The organism is Commensalibacter nepenthis (assembly GCF_029953305.1).
GTDB classification, from domain to species: domain Bacteria; phylum Pseudomonadota; class Alphaproteobacteria; order Acetobacterales; family Acetobacteraceae; genus Commensalibacter; species Commensalibacter nepenthis.
The window spans coordinates 820499-836703 of sequence record NZ_JASBAN010000001.1 but is presented as its reverse complement, the minus strand read 5'-3'; the positions used below and the strand labels follow the sequence as shown (position 1 = coordinate 836703).

Sequence of the window (16205 nt, the reverse complement as noted above, 5' to 3'; positions counted from 1 at the left end):
GGGGAATTAAATGTCACGCGTAGGCAAAAACCCCGTACAGATTCCACAAGGGGTACAAGTTACTTTAGTAAATGGTAACATGACAATTAAAGGAAAAAGAGGAGAGCTCTCTATTCCTGTTTCTGAACATGTTGAAACCAAAATTGAAGACAATCAAGTTGTCGTTAGCCCAAAAAGTAAAGCAATCGCAGCGAGAGCAATGTGGGGAACAACAAGAGCATTGGTTGCAAATATGGTTCATGGTGTTTCTGAAGGATATAGTAAAACTTTAGAAATAACAGGAACAGGTTTCCGTGCGTCTGTTCAAGGTTCAAACTTGGTTATGAATCTTGGCTATTCACACGATATTGTTTATCCGATTCCTGCTGATATAAAAATTACAACGCCTCGTCCCACAGCTGTTACTGTTGAAGGAAACGATAAGCAACGTGTTGGTCAAGTTGCTTTGGACATTCGTAATTTTAGAAAGCCTGAACCTTATAAAGGCAAAGGTGTTCGTTATGATAATGAAGTCATACGTCGTAAAGAAGGCAAGAAGAAATAATGGGTACGCAACGTGAATTACAAACGCGCCGGCGTAGACGGTTGCGTTATCAGCTTCGTCAGAAAGGAAATGGACGTCCGCGTCTTTCAGTATTCCGTTCTAGCAAAAATATTTATGCTCAGGTTATTGACGATGTAGCTGGTAAAACCTTGGCTGCTGCTTCTAGTTTAGATGTAGCATTAAAAGGACAATTGAAAACTGGAGCTGATATTGATGCTGCTCGCACAGTTGGCAAGTTAATTGCTGAACGTGCAAAAGCTGCTGGGTTGGAACAGGTCGTGTTTGATCGTGGCTCCTATATTTATCATGGGCGCGTTAAAGCGCTGGCTGAGGCTGCCCGTGAGGGCGGACTTGCGTTCTAAAGGAGGTCGCGAATGGCACGTGAAGTTAAAGAAGGCGGTCGCGCAGGACGTGAACGTGAAAATGATGATTTGGTTGACAAGCTTGTAACGATCAATCGTGTTGCTAAAGTTGTAAAAGGCGGTCGCCGTTTTGCATTTGCAGCATTGGTTGTTGTTGGTGATCAACGTGGTCGTGTTGGGTATGGCTCTGGTAAGGCCAGAGAAGTTCCTGAGGCAATCCGTAAAGCTACAGAACAAGCTAAGAAATCAATGATCCGTGTTCCAATGAAAGAAGGCAGAACATTGCATCATGATGTTCAAGGCTGTTTTGGAGCTGGTAAAGTGATTTTAAGATCAGCAGAAGCAGGAACTGGTATTATTGCTGGTGGTCCAATGCGTGCTGTTTTTGAAAGTCTTGGGATTAATGACGTTGTTGCTAAGTCAACAGGTTCACGAAATCCTCATAACATGGTCAAAGCAACTTTTGATGCGTTACGTCATTGTGCAAGCCCTCGGGTTGTTGCAGCAAGACGTGGTAAAAAGGTTTCTGAAATTTTGGGACGCCGTGAAGCTCCAACTAATGCACAAAATGCGGAGGTTGTAAATGGTTGATTCTAAAGCTGGTAAAGTTAAAGTGACTCAAATAGCTTCAGCAATTGGTCGTCAAAAATATCAAAAACAAACATTAGTTGGTTTAGGGTTGAATCGTATTGGTGCCACTCGTGAGTTGGAAAATACACCAGCTGTACAAGGCATGATCAATAAGGTTCGCCACCTTGTAAAGGTGGAGGGATAATTTAATGAACTTAAATGAACTTCGTGACAATTTAGGCTCTAGATATCGCAAAAAACGCTTAGGTCGTGGTATTGGATCTGGTAAAGGTAAAACCTCAGGTAAAGGTCATAAAGGTCAACATGCTAGATCTGGTGTTGCGATTAATGGCTTTGAAGGGGGACAGCTTCCTCTTTACCGTCGTTTGCCTAAAAGAGGGTTTAAGAATATCTTCCGCAAGCTTTATGCTGAAGTTAATCTAGATACTTTGTCTGTGGCAATCGAGAGTGGCAAATTAAATGCGTCTTCTGTAATTAATGAAGAAGCATTGCGTAATGCTGGCTTATTTAAAGGTAAAAAATATGCTGGTGTTCGTTTGCTTGCAAAAGGTGAACTGAATAAAGTTGTAAATCTTGAAGTGTCTGGTGCTTCTGTTGCAGCACTTGAAGCAGTAAAAAAAGCTGGTGGCTCAGTTAAGCTATTGGTTCCTTCTGGGGATGTATCTGCAGATGCCTAAAGTATGGCTGTAATATTTTTTGTTTAATGATATATATTTATCAGATATATTACACAATAAATCTTAAGGTTAAAAAATACAGCGTCCCGTAACTATTTGCGGTGACGCTGTTTTTTCTGAAAGGATAAGATTATGGCCTCTATGGCCGAGCAATTAGCATCTAATATTAATCTCAGTGCCTTTTCTAAAGCCACTGAATTAAAAAAACGCATTTGGTTTACCCTAGGGGCTTTGATTATTTACCGTTTGGGTACGTATATTCCTGTTCCTGGTGTCGATGCTGCAATTATGGCTCAATTACTTGCAAAACATCAAGGCGGTATTTTGGGCATGTTTGATATGTTTAGTGGTGGTGCGCTAGGTCGTATGACGATTTTTGCCCTAAACATTATGCCTTATATTAGTGCATCGATTATTATTCAATTAATGTCGTCGGCTATGCCATCTTTGGAAGCACTTAAAAAAGAGGGAGAACAAGGGCGGAAGAAGTTGAATCAGTATACACGTTATTTGACCGTGTTTATTGCGCTATTTCAAGCCTACGGTATTGCAGTTGGTCTTGCCAGCATGAGCACGCCAGCAGGCAACGCAGTGATTCATCCTGGATTCTTTTTTACGGCGACTTGCGTTATAACGTTGGTCGGTGGAACGATGTTCTTAATGTGGTTGGGTGAGCAAATTACTGCAAGAGGGGTAGGGAATGGTATTTCCTTAATTATCTTTGCGGGGATTGTTGCGAATCTGCCTACAGCTTTAGCAAGTTTATTCAATTTAGGTTATACGGGTGCATTATCACCAATTTTTGTTGTAATCTTTTTGGTTCTAGCAGCAGTTACGATTGCTTTTATTGTTTTTATGGAGCAAGCACAACGACGCGTCGTGATTCAATATCCTAAACGACAAGTTGGGCAACGTATGTATGGTGGCGATTCCACTCACATGCCGCTTAAAGTAAATACTGCTGGGGTTATTCCTCCTATTTTTGCATCTTCTGTTCTGTTGATTCCTGTGACGATTGCAGGGTTTTTATCGAGTGATTCTACCCCAGGTTGGTTGGCATTTATCGGACAAGAATTTAGTAATGGTCGTTTCTTGTATATGTTGTTTTATGCAGCGATGATTGTTTTCTTCTCTTTCTTTTATGCTGCGGTCAGTTTTAATCCGAAAGAAACAGCAGATAACTTGCGTAAGCAAGGTGGCTTTATTCCAGGGATACGTCCTGGTGCAAATACAGCTGCGTATTTTGATACGATTTTAACACGGTTAACGACAATTGGTGCTTTGTATCTTGTTGCAGTTTGTTTGTTGCCGCAATTTTTAATTAATCATTATAATGTTCCGTTTTATTTTGGTGGGACGAGTTTGATTATTATTGTTTCAGTAACGATTGATACTGTTACACAAGTACAGTCTCATTTAGTTGCGCATCAATATCAAGGTTTATTGCGTAAGTCTCGTGGTGGTAAAGGGAAGAAGCGATGAAGTTAGTTTTTTTAGGACCTCCTGGAGCGGGTAAGGGAACACAATCTCAGTATCTCGCACAAGAATATAAAATAGCTCAAATTTCTACAGGGGATATGCTACGTGCTGAGGTAAAAGCAGAATCAGATATTGGTAAACTTGCAAAAAAAATCATGGATAATGGGGAATTAGTACCAGATGATTTAATCGTTTCCATGATTCAAAAAAGAATCCAAGCAGATGATTGTAAAAATGGTTTCATTCTTGATGGTTTCCCTCGTAGTTTAGGGCAGGCTGAAGCGCTCGATAAAATGTTTGCTTCTCAAGGAATGAAATTGGATGCAGTACTTTCTTTGGAAGTTGATGAAGAAATTTTAGCAGAACGGATTTCAGGTCGATTTAGTTGTGCAAGCTGTGGTGCAAGTTACCATAAGCAATTTAAGCACCCCATGGTAGAAGGGGTTTGCGATAGTTGTGGCTCAACGGACTTTGTTGCCAGAGCTGATGATAATAAAGATACTGTTTTAGCAAGATTAGAAACATATCGTAAGCAAACTGCGCCATTATTGCCATACTATCAGAAAAAAAACTGTTTATATGCAATAAATGGGATGAAAAGCGTGAAAGATGTCAGAAAAGACATTGACCAAGTTTTAAAACAAATTAAACTGAGCAACTAGAATTCTTTATACAAAATAAATTTTTTGTGTTGCGGTATTGACTCTAAAGGCAGGAAGGTTATATTGCTGCCTTTATAGGTATTTTAGGTTGTTGGCTATTTTTAAACATTACTTTATAAAAAGTAGTTGTGTTTTTGTTGAGTAGCCGATTGTTAAAGAAATAAGCCTGAATTTTTTTTAGGTTAATTGAGGAGTAACAGGCGTGGCGCGTATTGCCGGCGTAAACATCCCGACAAACAAACGGGTAGCAATTGGTCTGCGTTATATTTATGGCATTGGGCCTACAAAAGCACAGGAAATTTGTAATAAACTTTCAATTCCTGAAGCACGCAGAGTGAACGAACTTTCAGACGATGAAATTCTGAAGATTCGCGAGTTAATTGATAGTGAATATCAAGTTGAAGGTGATCTTCGTCGTGAAGTCGCCATGAATATTAAACGTTTAATGGATTTAGGATGCTACCGTGGCTTGCGTCACCGTCGTGGTTTACCTGTCAGAGGGCAAAGAACCCATACGAATGCGCGTACGCGTAAAGGTAAGGCAGTTGCTATTGCTGGTAAGAAAAAAGCAACACGCTAGTTCCTAGGTTGGTTTTTATTTTTGTAACTAAACAACAGGATAAAAAAAGTCATGGCGAAACCCGCCGCTCCGCGTCTTAGAAAAAAAGAACGCAAAAACATTATTTCTGGCGTAGCACATGTTTTGTCTACGTTTAATAATACAATGATTACAATTTCTGATGTTCAAGGGAATGCTATTTCTTGGTCTTCAGCAGGTGCGCAAGGATTTAAAGGCTCTCGTAAATCAACACCTTATGCAGCGCAAATGGCTGCAGAAGATGCTGGTAAAAAAGCACGTGAACATGGTATGGAGACACTTGAAATTGAAGTTTCTGGTCCAGGATCAGGTCGTGAAAGTGCATTACGTGCATTACAGGCTGTTGGTTTTACCGTCACTTCTATTCGGGATATGACCCCAGTGCCACATAACGGATGTCGTCCACGTAAACGACGTCGCGTTTAATCCGTTTTTTTGTTATTTCTCTAAAGTTTTTTAGAAAAATAACAGAAGATTAATCCTAATCTTTTGGTTAGGATTTTGTCGCCTCTATGGCAAAATTCTGAATTGAAAGGCCACCACCTTGGTCCTCCAAAAAAACTGGCAATCTCTTATAAAACCAGAGAAGCTGGAAGTCGAACCGGGCTCGGCGTCATCTAATGTGGCGACCGTGGTGGCGGAGCCGCTTGAACGTGGCTTCGGCATGACGCTCGGTAATGCGCTTCGGCGAATACTTCTTTCTTCCCTTCAAGGGGCAGCTGTAACAGCGCTCCGTATTGATGGTGTTCTTCATGAATTTTCCTCTGTAAATGGGGTTCGTGAAGATGTTACTGACATTGTGTTGAACGTAAAGCAACTTGCTATTCGTATGCATAGTGAAGGTCCCAAACGTATGATTTTATCTGCGGTTGGTCCGGGACAAGTGACAGCAGGGCAAATTCAAACAGATCATGATATCGAAATTATGAATCCTGATTTGGTTATTTGTACGCTTGATGATGGGGTAAAGCTTGGGATGGAATTTACCGTTTCTATGGGTAAAGGTTATGTTCCAGCGGCAGCAAATCGTCAAGAGGATGCACCAATTGGTATGATTCCTATTGATGCTATTTATTCTCCTGTTCGTCGTGTTTCATACAAAGTTGAGCCAACACGTGTTGGTCAGGTAACTGACTTTGACAAATTGTTATTAACTTTGGAAACAGATGGTTCTGTAACGCCTGAAAATGCTGTTGCTTTGGCAGCACGTATCTTACAGGATCAGTTACAACTCTTTATTAATTTTGATGAACCAAAACCTGTTCAAGCCGAAGAGCCTCAAGAAGACTTGCCATTTAATCGTAATTTATTGCGTAAAGTGGACGAACTTGAGTTGTCAGTTCGTAGTGCAAATTGCTTGAAAAACGATAATATCGTATATATTGGTGATTTAGTACAAAGAACTGAACAGGAAATGTTGCGCACACCTAACTTTGGTCGTAAGTCATTGAATGAAATTAAAGAAGTTCTTTCATCAATGGGCTTATCCCTTGGAATGAATGTGCCAGCATGGCCACCTGAAAATATCGAAGAGTTAGCAAAACGGCTGGATGAGCTGTTTTAGCATTTTGAACAAAAAAGGATAGAATAAATTATGCGTCACGGTATGTCTGGCCGTAAGCTTGGTGTTACAACGTCCCATCGTAAAGCGATGTTCCGTAACATGGCTGTTGCTTTAATCAAGCATGAACAAATTACAACAACTTTGCCAAAAGCAAAAGAACTGCGCCCAGTTGTAGAAAAATTAATTACTCTTGGTAAACGTGGTGATTTACATGCACGTAGACAAGCATTTGCATTATTACGTGATGAAACAATTGTTTCTAAGTTATTTTCTACGATTGCAGAACGCTATAAATCCCGTCAAGGTGGGTATAGCCGCGTATTAAAAGCTGGTGTTCGCTATGGCGATGCAGCAAACATGGCAGTAATCGAACTTGTTGAACGCGATGTCAATGCTAAAGGTTTGGATAGCGGTCCAAAACCTGAAGTTGAAGAAATAGATGATTTCGCTGCTTAATTTATAATTTTGCAGTAACTGAATAAAGAAAAGAGGTGGTTTTTCCACCTCTTTTTTTGTTTTGATGAGTGGTTATTGATTATATATTCACAATTTGTAACTTTTTTAAATAATATGTATAACGAGAGGATATATATGCCATTAGCAATATGGGCTTTGGGAATGATGACTTTTGGTATTGGAATTACTGAGTTTTCAATATCTGGTTTGTTGCCCTTTATCTCACATGATTTCAAGATTTCTATTGATAATGCAGGATATGCCGCAACAATTTATGCATTGGGTGTTTTTGTTTTCACACCCATTATTGTGATTTTAGGTGCAAAGATTCCTCAAAAGAAGATGCTTTTGATATTGGTTGGACTATTTATCGTCGGGAATTTGATTACTGCTTGGTCTCCTTATTTTTCTGTGCTTCTTATTGGCAGGTTTATTACATCTTTGACTCATGGTGCTTTTATTGGCATCGGTTCTTTGATCGCGGTTGAATTATGTAAGGGAAGGGAAACTGCTGCTATTTCTTTTATGTTCAGCGGTTTGACGTTATCTACTCTGATTGGGACACCTTTGGTAACTTATTTAGGGTATAAAATATCCTGGCATTTTGTTTTCTATATGATTACGATCATTGGTATTATTGCTTTTATTTGGGTTGCTAAACTTGTTCCAGAAAAAATTCGAAGAGAAGACGAACCTGAATTTGATCTTCGACGAGAGTTTGCTGTTTTTAAGGATCTTGATGTTTTAATCACATTGGCTATTACGGTATTAGGACCTGCTGCATTTTTTACCTCAATTACGTATATTGCACCCGTAGTAACAAAGGTAGCGGGATTTCATGATACGGCTGTGCCTTGGGTATTATTTATATTTGGATTGGGGTTGTGTATAGGAAATATTTTGGGCGGGAAATTAGCCAGTAAATCTTTGATGCCTGTATTATTGTCCAGTTTGTTATTACAAGCACTGATGTTGTTTATTTTATATTTTCTGGCTGCAAATCAATGGGTTCTGTTGGTTAGCGTCTTTTTTATAGCAGCTTTTGGATTTGCAACTGTATCTCCAATCCAACATTTAGTCATGACCAAAGCGCGTCAAGCAGGGGCTGCGAATTTAATCTCGTCTTTTAATATTGGAATGTTTAACCTTGGAAATGCTTTGGGTGCTTGGATTGGTGGGTTGGCGATTGCGTGTCAATTTGGATATGGATCCCCTAATTTTGCAGGGGGATTATTATCGATAACTGCTTTTGCTCTCGCATTAATATCATATTATAGAAGTAAAAAATAAAAATTCATTATGCATATATAATATGTTTATAATTAATTTGGATTTTTTTGGATAAAAGGCGGAACAAAAGGCAGATTAGAGGTTAATGAAGATCGGCTTGGTAAACGTTTATCATTCCATCCACCACCTAGATTTTGAATTAATAGAACACTATCAACCATGCGTTGTTGTTGAATACCCAGTGCTGTTTGTTGATTGTTGAGTGATGTGATTTGTTGCGTTACAACTGTTGTATAATCTTCTGTTCCAACTTTATATTGATTGAGCGCGATTTGAACTGTTTGGTTTGCTAATTCTACAGCTTGTTGTTGTTGCTTATATTGTTCATCTAAAATACGTAAGTTAGAAAGTTGATCTTCTACACCTTGTATAGCCTCTAGAACCGTTTGTCGGTAGGTAGCAACAGCCATGTCATATTGAGCCTCTGCTTGTTTTACCAAGGATGTTCTGGAACCACCGTCAAAAAGCGTCTCGGAGGCAGATGCACCCAAAGACCAAATACGATTGGCAACTTGAACTAAGCTCCCGACTGGATCACCACTATAGCTTAAACTGGCAGTAAGGGTGACATCAGGATAAAACGCAGCAATAGCAGCACCAATTTGTGCATTCTGCTCTTGCATTTTTCTTTCAGCAGAGGCGATATCAGGTCTGCGTTGTAAAAGCGCAGCAGGAACCGCGACAGGGATAGCGGGGACTGCGAAGCTCAATTGTCCATGAGGAATATTAACCTCTGCTGGAGGTTTACCAATTAAAATCGCAATAGCATGTTCATATTGCGCTCTTGCTATTCCTGCTTGTGTTAATTGGGCTTTGGTTTGTTGTAATTGGGTTTTGGCTTGTAACAGAGCTGTGGGTTCGATCGTTCCAGCATTATGTTGGTTTTGCGTTACTCGCAATGATGCTTCGTAAAAATTAACGTTTTTTTGGAGTAAATCCATCAGAGAATCTTGGTAACGTAGATTAAAATAGGTTTGTGCAAGTTGGCTTTGATAGGAAAGACGAGCGTTGGCTAAATCTGCTGCACTGGCTTGGGCAGAGGCAACTTGGCTTTCGGTATTTCGTCTAATTTTCCCCCAAAGGTCTAAATCCCAGCTGGCAGCTGTTTGCAGAGCGTAAGTATTCTTGGTTTGTCCTTTGGCATAGCTGATATTTCCTCCACTGCCGATGCCAGTGGCACCACCACCATTACCTTGGCGATTAAAACTGGGACCCATGGTCAATGTTGGGAAAAACCCTGCTCGGGTTTGGTCAATTAATGCCCGTGCATTTCGGTAGGAGGCTTCTGCTTGTTTCAGGTTTTGGTTGGAAATATCGATTTGTTCTTCTAGTTGATTTAACAAAGGATCATTATAAATTCTCCACCATTCGCCTTTTTCAGCAGAGGCGAGATTTGGGTCAGCATTGATCCAACCAGCAACAGGTTTTAATTCTTTGAATTGTGGTGCAATAATAGCAGAAGGGCGGTGATAGTTTGGTCCTGCCATACAACTGGTTAAGGATAGAACGCAAGCAACAGAAACGCTTTTAAAAAGCGCATTGCTGTAAAATGATGAAAACGAAAAAGACAGATTATGCACGTTGTTGCCCTTTGTTTTTGGAGAAGAAACGTTTGAAAGGTCGCCAATGACGTAATTTATCCATATAAAGATAAATAACGGGCGTTGTATATAAAGTCAGTGCTTGGCTCATGATTAATCCCCCGACAATCGCAATCCCAAGAGGACGGCGCAGTTCGTTGGCATATCCGCTGGCGATAATTAGCGGAATACTTCCAAATGCAGCGGCAATGGTCGTCATCATAATTGGTCGAAAACGCAATTGACAAGCCAGTACAATAGCATCTTTTGCCACCATATTATCCATTTTTTCGGCACTGATTGCGAAATCGACCAACAAGATAGCATTCTTTTTGACAATACCAATTAAAAGGATAATGCCGATTAAGGCAATAATTGTGAATTCTTGTCCAAATAAATCCAATGCTAACAATGCCCCAACCCCAGCAGAGGGAAGTGTTGAAAGAATAGTAATTGGGTGGATATAGCTTTCATATAAAATCCCGAGGGTCACATAAACAGCAAGAATAGCAGCAAAGATAAGAACAAGACCACTGCCACTATTTTGTTGATATTGCGCTGCATTACCAGAAAAACTTCCTGAAATATTTTTGGGAAGGTGGATGTTGACCGTTTCAGATTTAATTAATTGAACGGCATCGCTCAGTGACTTTCCTTTGGCCAGATTGAAAGACAGCGTTGCAGATACAAATAAGCCTTCATGGTTGACACTCAGCGATGTTAAAGCGGGCTTTTTATGGCTTACGATAGATAAAGGAACCATTGTTTGACTAGATGTGGAAACGGCAGAACCATTAGATGCACCATTCCCACCTGCTAGCTGATTGGCGACTTGGTTTTTGAAATTTTTTTCGTTGATTTTGGCTTCTTCGCTCATATTACTGTTGGTTGACACACGTATCGTATTTGACGTTGCCCCACCCCCGGCAGTACCGCCAGAAACGCTTACCCATGTTTGCGCTAAAATATTAGCGTTTTGAGCAAATTTGGGATTAACTTCCATGATAACGCGATATTGATTTAACGGATTATAAATGACTGATGCAGCCCTTTGACCAAAAGCATCATACAATGTGTTGGATATTAATTGTGGCGTGATCTGAACGCGTGGGGCGGTATCTCTTAAAATATCAACATCAATGGCTTCGCCACCTTGTTGTATGTCCGAAGATACATCTTTGACAATATCAGAATGTTTTTGTAAGGTATTTACAAGTTTCGGCATCCAATCATATAAATCTTTTGAAGAGTCACTTTGCAGCGTATATTGATATTCTGCGTTACTAGAACGACCGCCGGCATGAATTAATCCAGGAATAGTAATATAAAATTTAGCACCAACGAGATTATTTAATTTTTTAGAAAGGCGAGCAACAGTTTCTTGGACAGTGCCAGTGCGTTTGTCTTTATCAGTTAGTTGGATAAACACACTTCCTTGGTTGACGGCTCTGCCGCCAGTAAAAGCAGAGATCGATTGCACATCTTTGTCTTGAACGATGATTTTTTGAACCTCAATGATTTTTTTTCTCATATTTTGAAAAGAGATTGATTGATCGCCTTGCAAATGACAAATTAATATGCCTGTATCTTGCTTTGGGAAAAATCCTTTTGGCATGGTGATAAAAAGGAACATCATCAAGATAATGGTTGCTGGAATAGAAAGCACAACCAAAATCGGGTGGCGTAAAGCGACTTTTAATGTATCTTGATAAAAATCACCCAGAGCATTGATAAATCTTTCACAGCTTTGACAAAGTTTTTCTTTGAATGTTAATGTCCTTGTAGGATCCTTGGCAGTAGGTCTGGTCAGCATATAGGCGCACATCATTGGCGTTAATGTCAATGAGAGGAACATAGAGGCGAGTAACGCAATAGCGAGCGTCATTGCGAATTCATGGAATAGTTTACCGACAATTCCACCCATAAAAAGAATGGGAACAAAGACTGCAATCAATGAAATTGTAATTGAAATAATGGTAAAAGAGACTTCTTTGGCACCATATAAGGCAGCTCTGATTGGCGAGAGACCTCTTTCGATATGACGATTAATGTTTTCAAGAACAACAATCGCATCATCAACAACAAATCCAGTTGAAATGGTTAACGCCATGAGAGAGAAGTTATTCAACGAATATCCCAGTAATTTCATCATTCCGAATGTCGCAATAATGGAGGTTGGCACCACAATTGCTGGAATGAGTAAAGAACGCAAATCTTGTAAAAAGAATAAGACAACAACAACAACCAAAATAACCGATAAAACAAGGGTCATTTGCGTATCGGCAAGGGATGCACGAATGGTAACAGAACGGTCAATTGCCACTTCAATACGGGTATCTGCAGGTAATGCGGCTCGTAATTGCGGTAATGTGGCGTTAATGGCATCGGTTGTTTCTATGATATTGGCGCCTGCTTGTGGGAAGACAACTGCAATAATTGAAGGATCATTATTATAAAATCCTGCATTATGGATATCTTCGACGCTATCTTTGATCTCTGCGACATTTTTAAGCATAACAGGTGCATTATTTCGATAAGCAATCACAATGCTTTTATAATCTTCTGCTTTCGGTGCTTGATCGTTTGTTGCGATTTGATAGCGTTTATCACCCTCATCAATAAATCCTTTGGGTGTATGGGCGTTGGTCGAGGCAAGAGCAGCCCTGATATCCTCAAAGCCAATGCCATATTTAAAAAGAGGAAAAGGATTTAAATCAATACGAACGGCGGGAAGGGAACTCCCCCCAATTTCAACTTGTCCAACGCCTTTAATGGCTGAAATTTGTTGTTGTAAGACATTTGTGGTGTAGTCGTATAATTGTGCCAACGTTTTGGTTTTGGATGTGATTGCAATAATCATAATTGGCGAAGCAGCAGGGTTCATCTTGAAATAAGATGGGTTTGATCGTATGGATGTTGGTAAATCAGCGCGTGCAGCTTGTAAGGCTGCTTGCACATCACGAGCAGCACTATTCACATCACGGGATAAATCAAACTGCATAATGATTCTGACCTGTCCCTGAGTGGACTGAGATGTCATTTCATTCGTGCCAGGGATTTGTCCTAATCGTTTCTCAAGAGGGGCAGCAATAGAGGAAGCGATCTCTTCTGGTGTTCCCCCAGCTTGCTGCGCCCTTATCATAATCACGGGCATATCAACATTGGGCAAATCTGCAATGGGTAACAGACGATATCCTAAAATACCACTAAGAACCAAAGCGATTGTTAAAAGAATAGTGCCAATGGGGCGTTTAATAAAAAGCTTGGAGATATTCATTACCCAGCTTTCTTTGCCATTGTGAGGTTACGCAACCATGTGTTGAACCTTGCCATATATAAATACACAACAGGGATGGTAAACAAGGTTAATAATTGGCTGGCGACTAACCCCCAAAAGATACAGATCCCTAGTGGATGACGCAATTCAGATCCTGTTCCTGTTCCTAACATCATAGGAATAGCTGCAAACATGGCGGCTAATGTGGTCATCAGAATTGGGCGAAAACGAAGGAGTGCTGCTTGATGAATAGCTTCCAAAGGTGATTTATTCTCGACTCTTTCTGCCTCAAGGGCAAAATCAATCATCATAATGGCGTTCTTTTTAACAATACCAATCAAGAGAACGATACCAATAATGCCCATAATGTCCAGATTACTGCCGTCGATCCACAATGCGAATAATGCCCCAATCGCAGCAGAGGGGAGCGTGGATAAAATTGTTATAGGGTGAATAAAGCTTTCATATAAAATCCCTAATACAATATAGACAGCAACAACGGCAGCAATAATTAAAAAGAGTTCGTTACTTAGGCTTTTTTCAAAAGCGGATGCGACCCCTTGAAAATTAATAACGAAACTTTTAGGCAGGTTTAATTCTTTTTCAGCTTGCACAATGGCTTGGGTAGCATCGCCCAAAGAAGCATTTTTAGCAACATTGAAGGAGATCGTTGTCGCAGGAAATTGTTTACAATGGGTAATTAACAAGGGTGCTGTTGAGTATTTAACAGATGTTACCCCAAGTAAGGGTACTAAACCAGAGGTTGGGTTACGTGTCGAACCACTGGTAGAGGACGAGCTGCCATTGATCCCAGGAAGATAAAGTTGGCTTAATGATTGGATTTGTTTTTGGAATTTAGGTTCAGATTCAAGGATAATTCTATATTGATTAGATTGTGTATAGATTGTAGAAACCTGACGCTGTCCAAAGGAATCATATAAAACATTATCAATGGTTTGTGGAGTAATGGAATATCTGGCGCCTGTCGTACGATCCAAGATAATATTCGCCACGGGTCCTTCGGCTTGGAGGTCAGAGGTCACATCCGTTAGGATTGGATTTTGTTTTAATTGTTCAATCAGTCGAGGCACCCAAATTTGGAATTGGTCATAATCTGGATTTTCTAACAAGAATTGATATTGTGTTGCACTAAATGAGGTTTCTAAAGAAAGATCTTGAACAGGCTGTAAATAGAGTTGAGTGCCAATCACGTGATGGGCGGCGATACTAATTCTTTTTGCGATTTCTTGTGCAGTGGCAGACCGTTTGCTGCGTTCTTTTAAATTTACCAAAAACCGCCCTTGGTTAATAGTCATATTTTGACCATCAATACCGATGAAAGAAGACAGGCTAACAACATCGGGGTCTTTTAAAATCACATCAGCCAATTCTTGTTGTTTTTTTGAAACAACTTGTAAAGAAGAAGTCTGAGACATCACAGACATGCCTTGTAGGATACCATTATCTTGTGTTGGGAAAAATCCTTTTGGAATATAATAGGCAAGCATAATCGTGAGGATTAAGGTAAAAATCGTCATAAAAAATGTGGCAGGTTGATGTCGGAAAACAAATTGCAGTCCTGTGTCATAGAATCTGATAATTCCATGAATAATCCGATCAAAGAAATGTTCTTTGGGTGCTTCTTTTTGCTCTTTTAACATACGCGCACAAAGCATCGGAACCAGTGTCAACGAAACAATGGCTGAAATAATAATGGTAACGGATAAAGTAACAGCAAATTCATAGAATAACCGTCCAATCACATCGCCCATAAACAGCAATGGGATCAAGACAGCAATTAATGAAATGGTGAGTGAGATAATGGTAAAACCAATTTCAGCCGACCCTTTGAGGGCTGCGGTCATACGATCTTCACCCATTTCAATATAACGGCTGATATTTTCAATCATCACGATGGCATCATCAACGACGAAGCCTGTTGCAATGGTTAATGCCATCAAGGATAAATTATCCAAAGAAAAGCCCAGCAAATACATGATGGCTGCAGAGCCAACAATAGATAAAGGGACGGATAGGCTGGGAATAATTGTGGCGGAAATATTTTTTAAGAAAACAAAGATAACACCGATAACTAAGAAGATCGCGAGTAATAACTCTAATTTAACATCATGGACAGATGCGCGAATGGTAATAGTGCGGTCTGTTAGAGGCGTTAGAGCAATCCCAGAGGGTAGAGAGTTTTCTATTTGAGGAAGAATTCTTTTGATATTATCGACAACATCAATAATATTGGCACTGGGTTGGCGTTGTACGTTTAAAATAAGAGCAGGTGTTTTATTTGCCCAAGCTTGTAATTGTGTGTTTTCAGGACCTTGTACAACGGTGGCAACATCACGTAATCGAACAGGACCGCCATTATTATAGGCGATAATTTGGTTTAAAAGTTGCCCAGGGCTTTGAATCTGTCCATTGACTTGTAGTGTAATAGAGCGTTGTGATCCATCGAAATTCCCTGTTGGGGAGTTAACATTGACATTGCCAATAGTTGTCCGAACATTATCCAAATCAATTCCATAAGAAGTTAATTTAGGTATATTCATTTGGACACGAATGGCTTTGCGTTGTCCCCCTGATAAGGTGACTAACCCTACACCAGCAATTTGACTGATTTTGGCTGCCAATCTTGTATTTACATAATCTTCTACTTCTGTCAGAGGAAGTGTGGAAGAAGTAATGCCCAAGGTGAAAATCGGTGTGTCGGCAGGGTTTACTTTGGCATAAATAGGTGGGGTTGGTAGATCACTTGGTAACAGGGAGTTTGCTTGGTTAATTCCTTCTTGCACTTCTTGAGCAGCCACATCCATAGACATGCTGAGGCTGAATCGTAACGTAATCACCGAAGCCCCGCCAGAGGATTGGGATGTCATTTCATCCAGCCCTGGAATTTTACCCAATTGTGTTTCCAAAGGGGCAGTGACAGAAGTCATCATGACTTCTGAACTGGCACCAGGATAAAAAGTGCTGACAGTAATGGTAGGATAATCAACTTGAGGCAAAGCAGAGAGTGGTAAAAAGCGATAGCCTAATATCCCGCAAATTAGAATAGCAAGCATGAGCAAAGTCGTTGCCACGGGGCGCAGAATAAATAGACGCGAAGGATTCAT

General features: G+C 40.1%; 15 protein-coding genes. 12 read left to right on the top strand and 3 right to left on the bottom strand.

The window, feature by feature from the left end:
- Window positions 1-10: 10 nt before the first annotated feature.
- The 12 genes from rplF (at window position 11) to QJV33_RS03740 (ending at window position 8223) form a co-directional block, all read left to right on the top strand.
- Window positions 11-544: a 50S ribosomal protein L6 gene (gene rplF, locus QJV33_RS03795; protein WP_281462075.1), complete on the top strand. Its 534-nt coding sequence runs from the start codon at window positions 11-13 to the stop codon at window positions 542-544.
- Window positions 544-906, top strand: coding sequence for a 50S ribosomal protein L18 (gene rplR / locus QJV33_RS03790; protein WP_281462074.1), 363 nt, complete (start codon window positions 544-546; stop codon window positions 904-906). The genes rplF and rplR overlap by 1 nt, the downstream gene beginning before the upstream one ends.
- Window positions 907-918: 12 nt before the next feature.
- Window positions 919-1497, top strand: coding sequence for a 30S ribosomal protein S5 (gene rpsE, locus QJV33_RS03785; protein ID WP_281462073.1), 579 nt, complete (start codon window positions 919-921; stop codon window positions 1495-1497).
- Window positions 1490-1681 (top strand): 50S ribosomal protein L30, encoded by a 192-nt coding sequence (rpmD, locus tag QJV33_RS03780; protein ID WP_281462072.1) that lies wholly within the window; start codon window positions 1490-1492, stop codon window positions 1679-1681. Before rpsE ends, rpmD begins: the two co-directional genes overlap by 8 nt.
- Window positions 1682-1685: 4 nt before the next feature.
- Entirely contained in the window at window positions 1686-2174 is a 489-nt protein-coding gene (rplO, locus tag QJV33_RS03775; protein ID WP_281462071.1) for a 50S ribosomal protein L15, read from the top strand.
- Window positions 2175-2306: 132 nt separating this feature from the next.
- Window positions 2307-3656 carry a preprotein translocase subunit SecY gene (gene secY / locus QJV33_RS03770; protein WP_281462070.1) on the top strand — a complete coding sequence of 450 codons (1350 nt, stop codon included), beginning with the start codon at window positions 2307-2309 and terminating at the stop codon, window positions 3654-3656.
- Window positions 3653-4315 carry an adenylate kinase gene (locus QJV33_RS03765; protein WP_281462069.1) on the top strand — a complete coding sequence of 221 codons (663 nt, stop codon included), beginning with the start codon at window positions 3653-3655 and terminating at the stop codon, window positions 4313-4315. The genes secY and QJV33_RS03765 overlap by 4 nt, the downstream gene beginning before the upstream one ends.
- Before the next feature lie 202 nt (window positions 4316-4517).
- Window positions 4518-4895: a 30S ribosomal protein S13 gene (rpsM, locus tag QJV33_RS03760; RefSeq protein ID WP_008853177.1), complete on the top strand. Its 378-nt coding sequence runs from the start codon at window positions 4518-4520 to the stop codon at window positions 4893-4895.
- 51 nt (window positions 4896-4946) lie between these two features.
- Window positions 4947-5339: a 30S ribosomal protein S11 gene (rpsK, locus tag QJV33_RS03755; RefSeq protein ID WP_008853178.1), complete on the top strand. Its 393-nt coding sequence runs from the start codon at window positions 4947-4949 to the stop codon at window positions 5337-5339.
- Window positions 5340-5457: 118 nt separating this feature from the next.
- On the top strand, window positions 5458-6477 hold the full coding sequence (locus QJV33_RS03750; protein ID WP_040363645.1) for a DNA-directed RNA polymerase subunit alpha: 1020 nt from the start codon (window positions 5458-5460) through the stop codon (window positions 6475-6477).
- Window positions 6478-6507: 30 nt separating this feature from the next.
- Window positions 6508-6933, top strand: a complete 426-nt coding sequence (gene rplQ / locus QJV33_RS03745) for a 50S ribosomal protein L17 (protein ID WP_281462068.1) — start codon at window positions 6508-6510, stop codon at window positions 6931-6933.
- 135 nt (window positions 6934-7068) lie between these two features.
- On the top strand, window positions 7069-8223 hold the full coding sequence (locus tag QJV33_RS03740; RefSeq protein WP_281462067.1) for an MFS transporter: 1155 nt from the start codon (window positions 7069-7071) through the stop codon (window positions 8221-8223).
- Between the two features lie 32 nt (window positions 8224-8255).
- On the opposite strand, the gene QJV33_RS03735 is transcribed toward QJV33_RS03740, so the two are convergent.
- From QJV33_RS03735 to QJV33_RS03725, 3 genes are read right to left on the bottom strand one after another with little or no spacing between them, the layout of a single operon-like run.
- Entirely contained in the window at window positions 8256-9803 is a 1548-nt protein-coding gene (locus QJV33_RS03735; protein WP_281462066.1) for an efflux transporter outer membrane subunit, read from the bottom strand.
- A complete protein-coding gene (locus QJV33_RS03730; RefSeq protein WP_281462065.1) occupies window positions 9796-13080 on the bottom strand; it encodes an efflux RND transporter permease subunit in 3285 nt (1094 codons plus the stop codon). The genes QJV33_RS03735 and QJV33_RS03730 overlap by 8 nt, the downstream gene beginning before the upstream one ends.
- Complete coding sequence (locus tag QJV33_RS03725) at window positions 13080-16205, bottom strand: efflux RND transporter permease subunit (protein ID WP_281462064.1); 3126 nt, start codon at window positions 16203-16205, stop codon at window positions 13080-13082. Before QJV33_RS03725 ends, QJV33_RS03730 begins: the two co-directional genes overlap by 1 nt.

Coding starts and splice junctions, on each gene's coding strand:
- rplF (WP_281462075.1), top strand. CDS start 11: ATGTCACGCGTAGGCAAAAACCCCGTACAGATTCCACAAGGGGTACAA.
- rplR (WP_281462074.1), top strand. CDS start 544: ATGGGTACGCAACGTGAATTACAAACGCGCCGGCGTAGACGGTTGCGT.
- rpsE (WP_281462073.1), top strand. CDS start 919: ATGGCACGTGAAGTTAAAGAAGGCGGTCGCGCAGGACGTGAACGTGAA.
- rpmD (WP_281462072.1), top strand. CDS start 1,490: ATGGTTGATTCTAAAGCTGGTAAAGTTAAAGTGACTCAAATAGCTTCA.
- rplO (WP_281462071.1), top strand. CDS start 1,686: ATGAACTTAAATGAACTTCGTGACAATTTAGGCTCTAGATATCGCAAA.
- secY (WP_281462070.1), top strand. CDS start 2,307: ATGGCCTCTATGGCCGAGCAATTAGCATCTAATATTAATCTCAGTGCC.
- QJV33_RS03765 (WP_281462069.1), top strand. CDS start 3,653: ATGAAGTTAGTTTTTTTAGGACCTCCTGGAGCGGGTAAGGGAACACAA.
- rpsK (WP_008853178.1), top strand. CDS start 4,947: ATGGCGAAACCCGCCGCTCCGCGTCTTAGAAAAAAAGAACGCAAAAAC.
- rplQ (WP_281462068.1), top strand. CDS start 6,508: ATGCGTCACGGTATGTCTGGCCGTAAGCTTGGTGTTACAACGTCCCAT.
- QJV33_RS03740 (WP_281462067.1), top strand. CDS start 7,069: ATGCCATTAGCAATATGGGCTTTGGGAATGATGACTTTTGGTATTGGA.
- QJV33_RS03730 (WP_281462065.1), bottom strand. CDS start 13,080: ATGAATATCTCCAAGCTTTTTATTAAACGCCCCATTGGCACTATTCTT.
- QJV33_RS03725 (WP_281462064.1), bottom strand. CDS start 16,205: ATGAATCCTTCGCGTCTATTTATTCTGCGCCCCGTGGCAACGACTTTG.